Raw genomic sequence first — 16,867 nt, 5'->3', positions numbered from 1 at the left:
CCGCAGCCCGACCAAGTCAAACTTGGCACAGCAAAGTGAATGTGCCCGACAACAACAAAAAATATCCCGACACTGGTGTCGGGATATTTTTTTACTTATACAACTTTGGGGCTATTTTTCTAAAATAATTTGGATTCTTTTGAGAAGCTTTTAAACAGCTGGCGCAAACTTTAATTCTTTTTCCTATGCCAATACGAACCCATTGTAGGTTAGGGTGCTGTTTTTGTTTTACGGTTGGATTATAATGACCGCGTAACAATACGCGTTTGATTCTAAAACCACTGGTTTTCTTACATGTTGGACAAACCATCCGAATAGCTTTTAGCTTTTAGGAATTAGGGTTTAGAGTTTCAAAAACTCTAACTTTCTTTCTCCTTATGCTATTATTATGAAAACTACACTAACATATATTTTAAAATGGATCAAACAGTGCTTCTAATATTCAACTTGGCCGTGCTTATTATGTCCGTAGTGGTGCACGAGGTTTCGCACGGCTTAATGGCTAAAAAATTGGGCGATAACACCGCTCGCGATCTCGGCCGTTTAAGTTTTAATCCTTTAAAACATTTGGATTTTATGGGTTCTTTTTTGGTGCCCTTACTTTCTTATATAGGCGGAGGCTTTATTTTTGGCTGGGCTAAACCTGTGCCGTATAATCCCTATAATTTAAAAAACCAAAAATGGGGTCCGGCACTGGTGGCTGGCATTGGCCCTGTATCAAACTTTACTATAGCTTTGGCTTTTGGATTGGCCCTTAGATTTATTCCTATCATTCCGGCTCAAACAGCTATCGCTATTTCACTTATAGTTTATATAAACATTCTTTTGGGCTTATTTAATTTAGTGCCGATACCGCCGTTAGATGGTTCTAAAATCTTAGCCGCTGTTTTGCCTTATAAATACGAAAGACAGCTTAACATGCTAGAAAGATACGGTATGTTTTTGGTTCTTATTTTTATATTTTTTTTATTCCCTCTAGTTACACCTATAATACCTATTATTTTTCGCTTTATAACTGGGTTTCCCTTGATGGCATAGAGTATCTTGACCTTGTTTTTTAGTTAATTACTATTATCTTTTTTTATTTTTTACATTATTTGGATATATACACCGAGCTTACGATCGTATGCTCGGTGTACGAAAGCCCTTGCGCCAAGCCCTCTTTTAATCTATAATGACTTCAGTTTAAATCCTTAGTATTTAAGTAGTGCCAAGGTCAGACCTTGATTCCAAGGGCTGGCCTTTATAATCAAGCGTGTCTCATGAGCAAAATATGCCGACAATAAATCAGTTAATAAAACGAAATAGAAAAACTTCTAAGCGCAAATCCAAATCTCCAGCGCTTACTTTTGCGTTCAATAGCTTAAAAAACAGGTATTCATATTTTAATTCTCCTTTTAAAAGAGGTGTGTGTATCTCGGTTAGAACCATGACACCTAAAAAACCTAACTCGGCTTTGCGTAAAATTGCCCGTGTTAGGTTATCTAATGGTATGGAAGTCACAGCCTACATCCCAGGTATTGGCCACAATTTGCAAGAACACTCGGTGGTGATGATGCGGGGCGGTAGGGTTAAAGATTTGCCGGGTATTAGGTATCATATTGTGCGTGGTGTATTGGATACTACTGGTGTAGAAGGCCGAATGCAAAGAAGGAGCAAGTATGGAGCCAAAGCTCCCAAATAGGAAATTAGCTTTCTAGGTTTTAGCTTTTTAGAAAAATCTAAGAAGCTAGTAGCTAAAAAGCTAAAAGCTAGTTCATGAGACGAAAAATAAACATCAAACGCGATATTAAGCCGGATATTAAATACGGCAGTGTTTTGGTTTCTCAATTTATAAATAAAATAATGCAAGATGGCGAAAAAAGAGTAGCCGAAAAGATTTTTTATACGGCTTTAGCCAATGTAGAAAAGAAAGAAAACAAACCGGGTTTGGAAATTTTTGAAACAGCTGTTAAAAATGTTATGCCTCATTTAGAGGTTAAATCTCGTAGAATAGGTGGCGCTAATTATCAAGTGCCGCGCGAAGTTCGGGGTGAAAGAAAGTTAACCTTAGCTATGCGCTGGTTGGTTACGGCGGCGCGAAATGGCAAAGGAAAATCTATAGATAAAAAATTAGCCGAAGAAATTATTTTGGCTTCCAAGAACGAAGGCAACGCTATTAGAAAAAGAAACGACACTCATCGTATGGCCGAAGCTAATAAGGCTTTTGCGCATTTCAGCTGGTAATATACCAATATACGAATCTATGCGAATGCTACGAATAAGCTTAACGAATAATGCGAATATAAAACGAATTCGTTAAATCATTAGTATAATTCGTATCAATTTGTAGATTAGTATATTTATGAGAGATTATCCCATAGAACGCACTCGCGATATCGGTATTGTGGCTCACATTGATGCCGGAAAAACAACTGTTTCCGAGCGTGTTTTGTTTTACACCGGCGTTTCTCATAAAATTGGCGAAGTTCATGAAGGCGAAGCTATTATGGACTGGATGGAACAGGAACAAGAACGCGGTATTACCATTACCGCAGCCGCTACAACTTGTTTTTGGACACCAAGCGAAGATAGGGTATTAGGTTCAAAAAATAAAGATAAAGAAATGCGTATCAATATTATAGATACGCCTGGGCACGTGGATTTTACCGTGGAAGTAGAAAGATCTTTAAGAGTGCTAGATGGTGCTGTGGTTGTGTTTGATGGCGTGGCCGGTGTAGAACCTCAATCCGAAACTGTGTGGCGCCAAGCCGATAAATATAAAGTGCCTAGGGTTTGTTTTATAAACAAGCTAGACCGTATGGGAGCTTCTTTTGAGCGTTCTTACGCTTCTATTTTAGATAGGTTAACCGACAAAGCTGTCAGGATACAAATTCCCATCGGCCTAGAAGAAAATTTTGAAGGTATTATAGATTTAATAAAAATGAAGGCCTACAATTTTGAAGGCGAACATGGTGAAACAATTGTAGAAATAGAAATCCCAGAAAACTTAAAAGCGGAGACCGAAAAATACCACGCCGAACTTGTAGAAAAAATTGTTGAAACCGATGATGCTTTAATGGAACGCTACTTGGCTGGCGAAAAACCAAATTTAGCCGAATTAAGAAAAGCTTTGCGCGAAGCTACAATTTCTGGCCAAATTATTCCAGTTTTGTGTGGTTCAGCTCTAAAAAATAAAGGTGTGCAGTTTATGTTGGACGCAGTTTTGTATTATTTACCCAGCCCATCCGATTTGCCACCGGTAAAAGGTGTTAATCCAAAAACCAATACCGAAGAAGAGCGTGAAGCTAAAGATGAAACTCCGTTTTCGAGTTTAGCTTTTAAAGTGGCGAGCGATCCATTTGTGGGCCAGCTAACTTTTTTTAGAGTATATTCCGGAAAGTTAGAATCGGGTTCTTATGTTTTAAACGTAAATAAAAACCAAAAAGAAAGAATAGGCCGTATTTTAAGAATGCACGCTAACCACCGCGAAGATGTTAAAGAAATTTTTGCTGGTGAAATCGGTGCGGCCGTTGGTTTAAAATATACCAAAACCGGCGACACGCTCTGCGATGAAGCTCAGCCAATAATTTTAGAACAAATAGTTTTTCCCGAACCGGTTATATCTGTGCGGATTGAACCTAAAACCAAAGCCGATCAAGAAAAAATGGGTTTGGCGTTACACAGGCTAGCCGATGAAGATCCAACCTTTAGAATAAAAGGCGATGAAGAAACTGGCGACACTTTAATTGCCGGTATGGGCGAGCTTCATTTAGAAATTATCGTAGACCGAATGAAACGGGAATTTAAAGTAGACGCCAATGTGGGCCGGCCGCAGGTGGCTTATAAAGAAACTGTAAAAGCCGAAGCCGAAGCCGAAGGCAAATATATTCGCCAGTCGGGTGGCCGTGGTCAATATGGCCATGTGCGTTTAAGAGTGGAACCGTTACCTCGTGGCGGTGGTTTTGAATTTGTTGATGCCATTAAAGGCGGTGCTATTCCTCAAGAATTTATTCCAGCGGTTGAAAAAGGCATCAAGGAATCAAAAGATAAGGGCGTAATGGCGGGTTACCCCGTGGTAGATGTTAAAGTTACGCTTTATGATGGTTCTTACCACGATGTAGACTCTTCGGAAATGGCTTTTAAAATTGCGGGCAGTATGGCTTTTCAGGAAGGCGCTAAAAGAGCCAGTCCCGTTTTGCTGGAACCTATTATGAAGTAGAAGTTATTGTACCCGAAAAGTTTTTGGGCGAAGTTACCGGCGATTTATCTTCTAAGCGCGCTCGCATAGAACAAATGACCGCTCGGGGCGGTTCTGGCGCGGTGGGCGATTCGGCTTTAAAAGTTATAGACGCTAAAGTGCCTTTGTCAGAAATGTTTGGTTATTCCACGCAGTTACGTTCTCTTTCCGAAGGCCGAGCGTCTTATACGATGGAGTTCTCTCACTATGAAGAAGTACCAAGAAATGTTGCAGAAGAAATAATCTCGGGAAGAAAGAAATAGAACAATGTCCCGATTTTGTAAAACTACTTTATTGTCCAACACCAGGTGTTGGACAGAAAAAAATAATAAAAAATAAAATTTAGTATATACCGAGATAGCGATCGCTATCTCGGTATATCTATTTGACGGCTGGGGTTGGAGGTGGTAGTTTTTTGGGGAACGGCAGAGGATAGTTTTTTAAACCTAAAAAAGGAGGCCAAGTATGGGTCATTTGACTAGGCAACCAACGAGTAATGAACAGTCGCCAGCACAGAGCAAAAATCAATGGCTTGGCGAAAATGAATTAGCAGATGAAAGATTTCTGCTGATCAGCCGTTTTGCCAAGCGTTGCAAAGGAGGATGCGGACGCGCAATTCGTGTCGAGCATCTAGACGATCAACAGTGTTGCCCTGACTGCCGCGGTGACGGCTAGAAGTAAAACCTAGGGGGTTGCCAAAAAGACGGCAATCCCTTTTTAATCCTGCGCCAATGTAAACGACAATATTCTATCTGCGCCCGCGTTTTTTAAAACGCGGGCGCACTCTTTTAATGTGGCACCGGTGGTGGCCACATCGTCCACCAGCAAAATTACTTTAGTGTCCAACACCTGGTGTTGGACACACCCGAGCTTGCGATCGCAAGCTCATGCTAAGTTGAATTGACGGGTATGGTTGGAGATGGTATTTTGTTGGTAAACAGAAAAGGATAGTTTTTTCATTTTAAACAAGGAGAATATAGCCGTGTATTCTATAACAGATATTCCCAAGATGCTTTTTGAGGAGTTTTCCGAAAAACAAGGAGTGGGACAGGAATACGAGCGTATTTTTTATGGACATTATCGGGTTCGGGAACTAGCAGAAGAGTTAGGCATTATAGCTGTTTGCGATGAAAAAGAACTAAAGCATTTTATTTTATGTTCTGCTCCTTTAGGTCAAGAGGGGCTCAATAGTTGGGAATTATGTATAACGGCTGGTCCCCAGAACACTGGTGTATGGGGCTATGGATCTGGTTGTAGAATGTTTGATATGATGAAAGTGGAATTCCGAAGGGGATTTATTTATCTTCACCGTCCAGTGGCATTGATTGCTTCTACCCTCATTACTCGAGCGGCGCAATTAGTTCATGCAGAAGAGTGTGAGATGCCGGTTCCTTTTTTTCAGTCAGAGCGCTATCCCCAAGGTGTGTATACTGAGCCCTAAAAAGTATCCAAGTTGATAGGAGGCGGAAAACAAACCGCCTCTTTTTTAATCCTGCGCCAGTGTAAACGACAAAATACTACGTGCGCCTGCGTTTTTTAAAACGCGGGCACATTCTTTTAAGGTAGCGCCAGTTGTAGCCACATCGTCTATCAGCAAAACTACTTTATTGTCCAACACCTGGTGTTGGACACACTCAAATATATTTTGAGTGTTTTTTATTCTAGCTTCGCGGTTTTTAACTTCCATTTGGGGCCTACGGTATTTTTTCCTTTTTAAAATATTATCAATTATTGGTTTTTCTGTTATCTCGCTAATTTTTTTAGCAATTAATTCGCTCTGGTTAAATCCCCGTTCTTTTAAGCGTCGTCTATGTAAGGGAACCGGCACAATAAAATCAAACACTAGCCTTCTAAAATTAATACGCTCGCTTTCTATACCTACATTAAAAGTATCGGCGATTTCTTTAACAAAATCGTATTTTAGTGTATGAATTAGTTTTTTAGCTAGCTTATCTTTTTGGTAATCAAAAATATAATAGCTTTCGCTAATATCTGGCTTAAAAGAAACTTTTTCCCATTTAGTTATCAATAACCTATGGCAGTTTAAACATAGCCAGCGCAAACTCGGCGGTTCTTCGGGTGTATCGCTTTTGCAGTTTATGCAAAATGACGGAAATAATAGAGAATCAATCTTCTTTGATATCATCATGCTTTAAAAATATGCTAATACCATCAATTTTACTATTGGGGATAACCGCGTAACCTAAGTTTATTTAGGAATAGTGCTATAATTTTAACAAGGAAACCTATTTTATTTATGTGGCCATTTAGTCGTAAAATCCGGCGCCAGCTTGGCGTTGATGTTGGTACTTCCTCCATCAAGATCGTCGAACTAGAAAAAGAAGATAACCTCATTAAGTTGGCTAATTACGGATTAATTTCAGATTCCGATTTTTTTGGAGAGATAACCAATGGTTCAAGTATTCCCTCTGGTTTAAAGGTAGCCGAGGGTGATGTTTCTGCGCTAATAAAACAGCTTTTAGAAAAAACAAAGATCAAGGCGGATACAGCAGTTATGTCTATTCCTATTTTTTCTAGTTTTCTTACGGTTATGGAGTTACCGAATTTGGATAAAAAAGAATTAGAAAGCGCAGTACCCTTTGAAGCTCGGTCGTATATTCCTGTGCCGTTATCGGAAGTTGTTTTGGATTGGATAGTTCTGCCGCACGAAGAAACCACTACTGCTTTAAAAGCTGGAGAAGCTCCTGTGGGTGTTAACCAGAATCGTCCAGAAAAAATAATGGTGCTGCTTATTGCTGTACCTAAAGAAGTTGTTTCTAAATATCAAAGAATAGCTGTGGGGGCTGGTTTAAAACTTGCCTCATTGGAATCCGAAAGTTTTAGTTTGGCCCGCTCTTTGGCTGGAGGCGATCCAAGCTCTATTATGCTAGTAGACATGGGCGCCAGAAGTTCAAATTTAACAATTTTGCATAAAGGTTTTATTTTTATGAGCCACAGTGCTGATCTTTCTGGCAAAGAATTAACCAAGATCATTGGGCATAGCTTAAATGTTGATACCAAAAGAGCCGAAGAACTAAAAAAGGGTTCGGGCGTAGCCATGGCGGCTAGCGACAAGGGTCTGGCTCAAGTGATTGGTCCTTTTGTGGATAGGTTGGTTAGCGAAATAGAAAGGATGGAGAGTATTTTTAGCAAGAAAGAGAACAGGAAAATAGATAAAATAATTTTAACAGGTGGCACCGCTAATATGCCGGGGATGGCAGAGTATCTTAGCAAGAAGTTGGGCGTGGTTGTGACCGTGGGCAATCCGCTGGGCAAGATTAAATACGAGGCTGTTCTAGAACAAACTTTAAGGCGTGAGCTGGGTTCAAATTTAGCGGTTTCGATTGGACTGGCTATGCGAGGACTATGAGTTTTCGCCAATATAACTAATCAACACTAATATAGCGAATGAATTCTTATTAGTATATTCGAATCAATTCGTATATTAGCGAAAAGTATGGAAAATATTTCATTAATTCCAAAAGAAGAATCGGGTGGCGATGGCTTGCCCAAGTTTTCTTCTTTTAAAAAACCAGATATAGAGTTAAGTGCTCTTTCAAAGTTGGGTTTGGGTTTTATAGCCTTACTTCTTGTGGTGGCCGGTGGCCTTTATTTTTGGAAGTATCAGTTAAGTAATCAAGCCAAAGCTTTCAATACCGAATTACAAAATTTGACCAGCCAAAGAGATGTTAGTTTGGAAAATCGTTTAAAAAACTTAAATTCAGTTTTAGAAATTTTTAAGGGAGTTTTAGATGAGCATAAATACTGGACGTTATTTTTTGAGGTATTGGAGGCTAAAACCCTAAATTCCATAACTTTTAAAACATTAGAAGCTTCCGATGCGGATAATATTATAAATATGTCGGGTGCGGCTCCCAGTTATGCCGCTTTAGCTCAACAGATCAAAATTCTTGAAGATACGCCCCATGTTGTTTCAGTGATGTCTTCCAACATTGCCTTGTCGGCCGAGGGCAAAGTTAATTTTGGTTTAAAGATTGTGTTTGCTAAAGACCTTATAATTAAGAAATGAATAGCAAGTTAATAATTAATTCAATTGTTTTTGCCGGCGCCTTTTTAGTTGTGTGGTTCTTGCTTCTACCAACCTGGGGTGATGTTTCAACTTTAAGAAAAGAGGTTGGTTTAAAAAAGACCTCTATAGAATTGGAGAAAAAAATTATTGAAAAATTAAATTCTATAAACCAAGTTTTAGATTCTCAAAAAAGTAATGTGGAGCGGTTAGAGCAAGCTATTCCCAGTTCTGAATTTAAGCCGGAATTAATAAGCATTATGGAAAGCTTAGCCAACCAAAATGGTCTTAGCTTGGTCTCTGTAAATATTGAAGCCCCCAACGAAACTACAGGTGTTACTTCTAACCGCAGGGGCCAAACTGTATCCAAAGAAACCATAAGTAAGTTGCTCATAAATATAAATGCTTCGGGCACTTATTCTTCTTTTAAATCTTGGTTGGCGGCGGTGCAAAAAAGTTTAAGAATCATAGATGTCGGCCAGATTTCTTTTTCTATAACAAAAAAGAAAACAGCTGAAGGAGAAAGTTTGCCCAATATTGACCCCGCCATAGATTATAATATCGGCATGAAAACATATATTCTTAAGAAATAATATTAGCTTCCTAGCCCCTTAGCTTTTTAGAAAATCTTTCTAGAAAGCTAAAAGCTAAAAGCTAAAAGCTAACTTGGCTGTAATTGTCACAAAAGAAATAAAAAAGAAAAGGATTTTATTAGCAGTTTTTGGAGTTTTGGTTTTGGTTAGTTTTGGGATTCTTTACTTTGGTTTTTTTGGCAGTAGCTCGCCTCCGCCAGTTCAACCAGAACAAAGCGCAGTTGTAGCTGGAACTCCCAGCGCCACAGTGGCTGATCAGGTTTCGGATTTAAAAGTTAAAATTTTAGAAGATGAAAGATTTAAAAGTTTGCAAATACCCCCAGGTGTGCCCATAGAAACGCAAACAACAGGAAAAAGTAATCCATTCTCAGATTAGGGCTTGGCCCAAGAAACGGAACGAAGTGAACGTTTCTTGGTTGCCAAACCTAACCCCGCCCTTTAAGCAAAATATATAAAAAATAAGCACGAAATCAAATCTAGTGAAAATAAATTTAATCAAAACAATTATAGTTGATATAAAGGGCGGGGTGCTCTCTTTTGTAGCTAAATTTTATTCGCTACAAAGAAGCTCTAAAATTTAGACAAAAAAGGCACATGCTAGAAAAATTAATTGCATATCTTATAGACAATAATTTAATTAAAGAGAGCCAGGCTAAATCGCTGGCTCTATCTGCGCTTAGCAATGTGGCGGAATTAGAGCAAATTTTATTAAAGAATTTTTTAATAAAACCAGCGGAATTTCTTAAAGCCAAAAGCGCTATTATGGGTTTACCCCTGCTTGAACTTACCGGCAAAAATATTCCGCCAGAGGTTCTACAGCTTTTGCCCGAAGACGCCGTTTTGCATTATAAGTTTTTACCAGTAGAGAAAAATGGCAACAATTTAATAGTGGGCATGGTTGATCCGGATGATGTTGAGGGCAGAGAAGCTTTAAAGTTTATTTCTGTAAAAAATGGTTTCATGCCCAATGTTTATGTTATTTTAGATTCTGATTTTGCCAATGTTTCTCAAAAGTATAGAAATCTTGGTAAAGAGGTTACCAGCGCCCTTGAACAGTTAAATCAAGAATTAATCGAAGATGTCGAAAAACTTGGTACAGAGGAATTTACCGGCGAAAAAGTTGAACAGCTAGCCGCCGAAGCTCCCATAACTAAAGTTGTGGCGGTTATGCTTCGGTATGCAGTCGAAGGCAAGGCTTCCGATATTCACATAGAACCGCTAGAAAATGAAACGAGAATTCGTTTTCGTTTAGATGGCGCTTTGCATTCATCAATGACACTGCCCAAAAGCACGCATAACGCCATAATCAGCCGTATAAAAGTTTTATCTAACCTTAAAATAGATGAAACTAGAATTCCCCAGGATGGTAGGTTTCGCACTAAGGTTGGCGCCAACAATGTGGATTTTAGGGTTTCTTCTTTGCCCACGACTTTTGGTGAAAAAATTGCTCTAAGAATTTTAGATCCCAACGCGGGTGTAGGAAATTTTACGGATTTAGGTTTGATTGGAAAAAGTTTAGAAATTTATGAAAGAGCTATTAAAAACCCCTTCGGCGTTATTTTAATTACGGGTCCCACTGGTTCTGGCAAATCTACTACGCTTTACACCACGCTTAATTATGTAAATAAAGAAGGCGTCAATATTATTACTTTGGAAGATCCGGTGGAATATTATATTCCGGGCGTTAACCAATCTCAAATCAAACCCGAAATTGAGTACACTTTTGCTTCGGGCTTAAGGAGCATCTTAAGGCAAGATCCTAATATTATTATGGTAGGCGAAATTCGCGATAAAGAAACTGCCGGTTTAGCTACGCATGCTGCTTTAACGGGGCACTTAGTTTTTTCTACGCTTCACACTAATAATGCGGTGGGTATAATACCCCGCTTGGTGGATATGGATGTAGATAAATTTTTGATTCCATCTACGCTGGTGGCCGGCATGGCTCAAAGATTGGTTAAAAAGATGTGCAAAGACTGCGCTAAGCCGATGGCTTTGCCAGATAAATTTTCTAAGGTGGTTAACGAAACCTTGGCCGAGGTGCCCGAAGCCGAAGCCGAAAAATATGGAATAAAAAAACCGTATAAGATTTTTGAAGCTAAGGGTTGCGCTACTTGTGGTCATAAAGGTACCAAAGGCCGACTGGCTATTTTTGAAGCTATCGAAATGAATAAAGAAATGGAAAAGGTTATTTTAAGCAAGGAACTATCGGATTATATTATAGCTGAAGAGGCCAAAAGACAGGGGATGATTACCATGAAACAGGATGGTATAATGAAAGCGTTGGTGGGGCTGGTTTCTATTGAAGAAGTTTTGAGAGTAGTAGAAGAGTAAATTTGAAATGACAAATTTCTAATAACAAATGTCCAATCAAATCCAAATGACTAATTATAAATTATTATTTCTTTGACATTCAATCGTTTGGCATTGATTTGTCATTAGGGTTTAGATATTAGGCATTTTATTAGAAATTAGGAATTAGATATTATAATATGTCACATAAGATATTACTTGTGGAGGATGACCCGTTTCTTTTGGATATGTACTCTACAAAATTTAAAGAGGTTGGTTTTGATGTGGTTGTGGCTCAAGATGGAGAAATGGGTCTGGCTAAAGCCAAAGAAATTATGCCCGAACTTATTCTTTTAGATATTGTTTTACCAAAAAAAGATGGTTTTGAAGTTTTAAAAATATTAAAATCTGATCCTGTTATGGCAAAAATTCCGGTGGTAATGCTTACCAATTTAGGTTTAGACAGCGATGTTAAAAGAGGTTTGGAACTAGGCGCGCAAAGTTATATTATAAAGGCGCATTTTACGCCTACAGAAGTAGTGGCGAAGGTTAAAGATATTTTAAAGTAAGGGCTTGGCCCAAGAGCGGAGCGATTGGTCGCGAAACCTTACCCCGCCCTTTGAATAAAAATAGTCTAATTAGATAATTAGATATGAAATCAAGTTTGATAAAAAATAATTTACTCGCATTATATATTATTAACCTAAAGGGCGGGGTGCTCAATTTTGTAACTGCTCGCTACTCTCGCAGACAAAATTGGCATGGATAACTATCAACGCGAAATAGAAGAGTTAATGCTTGTGGCGGCCGAACAAGGGGCGTCCGATTTGCATATTGCGCCCGGCCGTCCGCCGGTGTTGCGTGTTGATGGCGAACTGATTCAACTGGCTCAAAAACAGATTGTAACCCCCGAACGTTCCGAAGGGTTGTGTTTAGCCTTGATGGATGAAGAAAAAAAACTGCGTTTTAAAAAATTTAAGGAAATAGATTTTGCCTTTAGCTTTAAAGATAAAATAAGATTCAGGACCAATATTTATATTCAAAAAGGTTATACTTCTGCGGCTTTAAGACTGATTCCCCACAAAATAAAAAGTATAGATGAACTGGGTTTGCCCCATGTTTTAAAAGATTTTACTAGGCCCAGCCAAGGCTTCGTAATTGTTTCTGGCCCCACAGGGCATGGCAAGTCAACCACCTTGGCCGCCTTAATAGATGAAATAAATCATAAGCGTTCGGATCATATAATTACCATAGAAGACCCGATAGAATATATTTTTACGCCGGATCGCGCCATTATAGAACAGCGCGAAGTTGGTATGGATACCTTAAGTTTTAACAGGGCGTTAAGGTCTATTTTTAGGCAGGATGCCGATGTGGTTATGTTAGGCGAAATGAGAGACAAAGAAACTATTGCTACAGCCGTTACAGCCGCCGAAACGGGCCATTTAGTTTTTGCCACGTTGCATACAAATTCAGCCTCGCAGACTGTAGATAGAATTTTAGATAGCTTTCCGCCGGAACAACAAGCTCAAATAAGATTGCAATTAGCTGGTGCTCTTTTGGGTATAGTTTCTCAACGCTTGGTGCCTAAAGTAGATGGCGGTTTAGTGCCGGCCGTGGAAGTTTTGATAGCTAATTATGCCGTTAGAAATTTAATTCGAGAAAATAAAATACATCAAATAGATTTAGTTATAGAAACCAGCACAGATAAAGGTATGATTTCTTTAAACAGATCGCTTTCAGAATTAGTTAGACAAGGGCAGATATCGCTAGAAAATGCGGAAATATATTCGCTAAATCCGTCCGAACTCTCTACTTTACTATCGCGTTAATAATATACCAATATACGAATGTATGCGAATTATACAAATAAAATAACGAATACAGGTTATTAAAGTTCGTATAAAATATTCGTATCATTCGCATAATTTGTTGATTAGCATATTATATGAAGTTCAATTATCAAGCCAGAACAGCCCAAGGAGCTATTCAAACCGGTGTGGTAGAAGCTCCCAATAAAGACGTAGCTTTAGAAACCTTGCATCGCTATGGGTTGGTTATTTTGGAAATCATCGAAGAAAAAAAAGGCTTCGCTTTAAGTTTAAGCGGTGAGTTGCCTTTTTTTAATAAAGTAAAAAATCAGGACCTCGTAATTTTTTCTAGACAACTTGCTGTTCTTTTTGATGCGCAGGTGCCTTTGGTTCAGGCTTTACGAACATTGTCGGAACAGTCTGCGCCGGCTTTAAAAAAAATAATTAAAGAAGTAGCTTCCGATGTTGATTCTGGCACTGCTTTTTCTCAATCTCTGGAAAAATTTCCTAAAGTTTTTTCTTTTTTTTATGTTTCGGTGGTGAAAGCCGGAGAAGTTTCGGGCAGATTGCAAGAGGTTCTTAATTATTTGGCGGATCACGAAGAAAGATCTTACGACTTAAACAAAAAAGTTAAAGGCGCGCTAACCTATCCAATTTTTGTTGTGGCCTCTTTGGTTATTGTGGGAGCTGTTATGATGATTTTTGTTATTCCTCAACTTACCGGAGTTTTGCTGGAATCAGGTCAAGAGTTACCTGTTATAACAAGAGCCATAATAGGCCTAAGCGATTTTATGAGAAATTATTGGTGGCTGGCACTTTTAATATTGAGCGGGCTGGGCGTAGGCACTTGGTATACGCTTCAAACAAAAAAAGGCCAGGACACTTGGGATAAAATTAAGTTGCATTTGCCAATCTTTGGGGGAATATTTAGGAAAATTTATTTAGCCAGGTTTTCAGAAAACTTAGGCACGCTAATTAAAGGGGGTATTCCCATAATTCAGTCTTTAACTATAACCGCGGACGTAGTGGGAAATTTTGTTTTTAAAACTATAATATTAAAAGCTAGGGAAGAAGTAAGGAAGGGTAACACTATAAATTCTGTTTTTTCTGCAGAGAAAGATATACCGCCCCTAGTTTCTCAAATGATTATGATAGGCGAACAGACAGGCAAGTTAGACGTTTTACTCACCAAAATAGCTACTTTTTTCCAAAAAGATGTGGATAACATAATGGAAAACCTAACCTCGCTTATTCAGCCGCTTTTAATATTGATTTTGGGTATTGCCGCAGGGGTTTTAGTTGCAGCTATTTTACTTCCGATATATAATCTAAGCAGTAGCCTGTAGCGACACCAATACGCGAATACACTCGAATGACGCGAATAAAATTCATTCGTAGATTCGTGTGTTATTAGTAATTAGTGTCGCTGGTTAATCTTTCAAAATTAAAAAATTAAACAAAGATAAAATGTATAAGTCAATGAAGTTAAATAAAGGTTTAGGTTTCACTTTGGTCGAGTTGTTGGTTGTTATCGCCATTATTGGTATTTTGGCTTCGGTGGTTTTGGTTTCGTTAAACAGCGCTCGGTCCAAGGCTAGGGATGCTAGAAGAATTGCCGATTTGCACCAACTTTCTTTGGCTTTAGAAAGCTATTACGATTCTAACCAAGGCCATGACGGCGCTGCCGCCGATACGGGCCAAGATTACCCAGCTATTAGTAGCACAGTTCTTGATTCATTAACTCTTCTGGTTACCGGAGGTTTTGTTAGTGCTGTGCCAAAAGATCCTCAAAGCGCCGCTGTTTATTCTTACGCAGCTTTGGGTTCGGGCGATTCTTGTTCTAGCTATCATTTAGGTTCTACCTTAGAGAATGCTGGTAACACTGCTTTTAGTAGCGATGCTGATGCTGCAGCTGGTACTGCTTGTACTGGTAGCCCTGCGGACTTTGCTGGAACCGATCCTATTTACGACGTAAAGCCCTAGTTTTTAATGAACAGACGCGACACCAATACGCGAATACACTCGAATGACGCGAATAGAAATTCGTGTGGGCGCTTTCGTGTTGCCGTAGCCCAAAGGGCGCAGGCGCGCTATTCGCGTGCTGGGTTTACTTTGGTGGAACTTTTGGTGGTTATAACCATTATTGGTATTTTAGCCACAGTGGTTTTGGTTTCGTTAAATTCGGCTAGAGCCAAAGCCAGAGATGCTAAAAGATTGGGCGATGTCAGGCAAATAGCCTTAGCTTTAGAGTTTTGCTATAACGATATAGGCAAATATCTGTCGGCCTCTACTTTTCCAGCGGTAGCTACCCCAATGGCTTGTGGCGGCACTACCTATATTACAAATATGCCGGCCGATTCTTCGGGTAATAGCTACACTTATGCGGTAGATAACGATTCCAACCCTCAAAAATACGTTATTGCTTCTTTGTTAGAAACGCCAAATTCAGCTTTAAATACAGATAGGGACGGCACGGTTTATGGCATTGATTGCGAAGACTTTGTTTATTGTTTATCGCCATAGATATAGATAAATATTTATTTTTAAAAACGCCTTTGACCAAAAATCGAAGGCGTTTTTGTGTTACAATAGATTGTATTAATGTCTAATTTTCAAAAATTATGAAAAAAGCACTTCTCCTTTTGTTTGTTAGTTTGTTTTTATTTGTACCCGTATCTGTTTTTGCCGATCCGATAGGTACAGACGATCCCTCTTTGGGTTGGATTTATAATTTAACGCCGTTTGAATTATATCAGTTAGTAAAGACATATCAGTTGGGGGGATCAAGTATGCATCCAAACGCAGTAACTTATAATCAGGCATATAAGTGGATGAAGGACAGGGCTTCGGTGTGGACGGGGGGGGAACCTTGGGATCCTTATTCTACTACGGCTAATACAAATAACCAGTGGGGGGGATTTGGTCAAGCGGCCGAGCAAGATTTTAACAGATGGAAATCTCAGCCATTTGGCCGACAAGAAAAAGATCTTTCTTATACAGATCAACCTCGATCTTCCGATTGGGGCAGGCCTTGGAATCCAGAATCTGAAATGGGCAAGAGAAGCAGGGCTAGAGGAAAAGTTGTTGCTGTCTCCAGCTTTGCCAACCTTACTCTTACTAACCCCGTCCTTTCTCCTAGTAAACCTGCATATTTAAAATCAGAACAAGTTAGGGTCAGTGCTGTCATAAGGAATACTGATAAAGGAGATTCAGGTAGCTATATAATAGTTATTAGGAATAAAAATAACGGTTCTATTTTGGGGCGACAGATTATGAATGGTCTTAAGCCTAGTCAATCTGTTAATTTTTCTTATACTCTTAGGAGTCTAAACGGGTCTAATGCAGGCCAAAATAACTTAGAAATTGTAGTGGATCCAGACAACGATATTATTGAATCCAAGGAAGATGATAATTCAACTAACGTCTCTTTGAATATAATTTTGCCTAAACCAGCTGATTTAGTTATCAATAGTATTACATTATCTCCTCGAAAAAGTGCTTATACCAAAGCCGATAGCAGAGTTAACGTCAGGGCTACGATTAGAAATTTAGGTGAAACTGAATCGGGTAGTTATGTTGTAATTGTAAGAAATAAAAATGATAATTCGGTAATAGCTGAATTACCACAAAGCAATTTAAAACCTAAGAAGGTTTTAAATTTTGCTTATACTATGCCCAATTTCAATTGGTCAGTAGAGGGGGACAATACGATAGAAGTTTTAGTGGACACAACCAATATGGTTAATGAATCAAATGAGACTAATAATTCTGCAGCTGTTTTGTTTAAAATAAAACCTAGCCAAGCTACGCCAAGTAAAAAAGTAATTTTTTTGGACAATAACAAATCTGGAACAGCGGGAGTATTCAACTTTTTTGATATGTCATTTCAAAAAATATTTAATATTTTTAAATAATTAGAATAATA

At 38.8% G+C, this 16,867-nt stretch carries 17 protein-coding genes and 1 pseudogene; 16 read left to right on the top strand and 2 right to left on the bottom strand.

The genetic code is table 11. The features are described from left to right. The first annotated feature begins 417 nt into the window (after window positions 1–417). The 4 genes and pseudogenes from Q8Q95_01635 (at window position 418) to fusA (ending at window position 4,482) form a co-directional block, all read left to right on the top strand. The gene (locus tag Q8Q95_01635) at window positions 418–1,038 is read left to right on the top strand and encodes a site-2 protease family protein (protein MDP3764301.1); all 621 of its coding nucleotides are present in this window, start codon (window positions 418–420) and stop codon (window positions 1,036–1,038) included. A gap of 235 nt (window positions 1,039–1,273) precedes the next feature. After that, the gene (gene rpsL / locus Q8Q95_01630) at window positions 1,274–1,684 is read left to right on the top strand and encodes a 30S ribosomal protein S12 (protein ID MDP3764300.1); all 411 of its coding nucleotides are present in this window, start codon (window positions 1,274–1,276) and stop codon (window positions 1,682–1,684) included. A gap of 74 nt (window positions 1,685–1,758) precedes the next feature. Then, window positions 1,759–2,226, top strand: coding sequence for a 30S ribosomal protein S7 (rpsG, locus tag Q8Q95_01625; GenBank protein MDP3764299.1), 468 nt, complete (start codon window positions 1,759–1,761; stop codon window positions 2,224–2,226). 118 nt (window positions 2,227–2,344) lie between these two features. Further along, a pseudogene (fusA, locus tag Q8Q95_01620) lies at window positions 2,345–4,482 on the top strand (elongation factor G). 454 nt (window positions 4,483–4,936) lie between these two features. Here fusA and Q8Q95_01615 read toward each other — a convergent pair. Then, entirely contained in the window at window positions 4,937–5,065 is a 129-nt protein-coding gene (locus Q8Q95_01615) for a phosphoribosyltransferase family protein (GenBank protein ID MDP3764298.1), read from the bottom strand. 136 nt (window positions 5,066–5,201) lie between these two features. Between Q8Q95_01615 and Q8Q95_01610 the strand changes: the two genes are divergently transcribed. Further along, window positions 5,202–5,660 (top strand): hypothetical protein, encoded by a 459-nt coding sequence (locus Q8Q95_01610; protein MDP3764297.1) that lies wholly within the window; start codon window positions 5,202–5,204, stop codon window positions 5,658–5,660. A gap of 45 nt (window positions 5,661–5,705) precedes the next feature. Here the strand turns inward: Q8Q95_01610 and Q8Q95_01605 are convergent, their stop codons facing one another. Next, on the bottom strand, window positions 5,706–6,368 hold the full coding sequence (locus Q8Q95_01605; GenBank protein MDP3764296.1) for a ComF family protein: 663 nt from the start codon (window positions 6,366–6,368) through the stop codon (window positions 5,706–5,708). A 108-nt stretch (window positions 6,369–6,476) separates the two neighbouring features. Here Q8Q95_01605 and pilM point away from each other — a divergent pair, with 108 nt between their 5' ends. The 11 genes from pilM to Q8Q95_01550 all read left to right on the top strand — a co-directional run bounded on the left by pilM (window position 6,477) and on the right by Q8Q95_01550 (window position 16,856). Further along, window positions 6,477–7,589 carry a type IV pilus assembly protein PilM gene (gene pilM / locus Q8Q95_01600; protein MDP3764295.1) on the top strand — a complete coding sequence of 371 codons (1,113 nt, stop codon included), beginning with the start codon at window positions 6,477–6,479 and terminating at the stop codon, window positions 7,587–7,589. 87 nt (window positions 7,590–7,676) lie between these two features. Beyond that, window positions 7,677–8,249 (top strand): hypothetical protein, encoded by a 573-nt coding sequence (locus tag Q8Q95_01595; GenBank protein ID MDP3764294.1) that lies wholly within the window; start codon window positions 7,677–7,679, stop codon window positions 8,247–8,249. Next, on the top strand, window positions 8,246–8,839 hold the full coding sequence (pilO, locus tag Q8Q95_01590) for a type 4a pilus biogenesis protein PilO (protein ID MDP3764293.1): 594 nt from the start codon (window positions 8,246–8,248) through the stop codon (window positions 8,837–8,839). The genes Q8Q95_01595 and pilO overlap by 4 nt, the downstream gene beginning before the upstream one ends. A gap of 73 nt (window positions 8,840–8,912) precedes the next feature. Next, on the top strand, window positions 8,913–9,215 hold the full coding sequence (locus Q8Q95_01585; protein MDP3764292.1) for a hypothetical protein: 303 nt from the start codon (window positions 8,913–8,915) through the stop codon (window positions 9,213–9,215). Between the two features lie 218 nt (window positions 9,216–9,433). Further along, window positions 9,434–11,173 (top strand): ATPase, T2SS/T4P/T4SS family, encoded by a 1,740-nt coding sequence (locus Q8Q95_01580; protein ID MDP3764291.1) that lies wholly within the window; start codon window positions 9,434–9,436, stop codon window positions 11,171–11,173. A gap of 158 nt (window positions 11,174–11,331) precedes the next feature. Further along, entirely contained in the window at window positions 11,332–11,700 is a 369-nt protein-coding gene (locus Q8Q95_01575) for a response regulator (protein MDP3764290.1), read from the top strand. 192 nt (window positions 11,701–11,892) lie between these two features. Beyond that, complete coding sequence (locus tag Q8Q95_01570) at window positions 11,893–12,963, top strand: PilT/PilU family type 4a pilus ATPase (GenBank protein MDP3764289.1); 1,071 nt, start codon at window positions 11,893–11,895, stop codon at window positions 12,961–12,963. A gap of 116 nt (window positions 12,964–13,079) precedes the next feature. Then, window positions 13,080–14,288, top strand: coding sequence for a type II secretion system F family protein (locus tag Q8Q95_01565; protein ID MDP3764288.1), 1,209 nt, complete (start codon window positions 13,080–13,082; stop codon window positions 14,286–14,288). A 133-nt stretch (window positions 14,289–14,421) separates the two neighbouring features. Further along, window positions 14,422–14,925: a type II secretion system protein gene (locus Q8Q95_01560; GenBank protein MDP3764287.1), complete on the top strand. Its 504-nt coding sequence runs from the start codon at window positions 14,422–14,424 to the stop codon at window positions 14,923–14,925. Window positions 14,926–14,931: 6 nt separating this feature from the next. Then, on the top strand, window positions 14,932–15,465 hold the full coding sequence (locus Q8Q95_01555) for a prepilin-type N-terminal cleavage/methylation domain-containing protein (protein MDP3764286.1): 534 nt from the start codon (window positions 14,932–14,934) through the stop codon (window positions 15,463–15,465). A 98-nt stretch (window positions 15,466–15,563) separates the two neighbouring features. Continuing rightward, on the top strand, window positions 15,564–16,856 hold the full coding sequence (locus Q8Q95_01550) for a CARDB domain-containing protein (protein MDP3764285.1): 1,293 nt from the start codon (window positions 15,564–15,566) through the stop codon (window positions 16,854–16,856). Window positions 16,857–16,867 lie beyond the last annotated feature (11 nt).

It is taken from the genome of bacterium (assembly GCA_030697795.1).
Lineage (GTDB): Bacteria > Patescibacteriota > Minisyncoccia > JACQLN01 > JACQLN01 > JACQLN01.
Note: the sequence above shows the minus strand (reverse complement) of the source record. Positions and strands in the feature narration are given on the sequence as shown.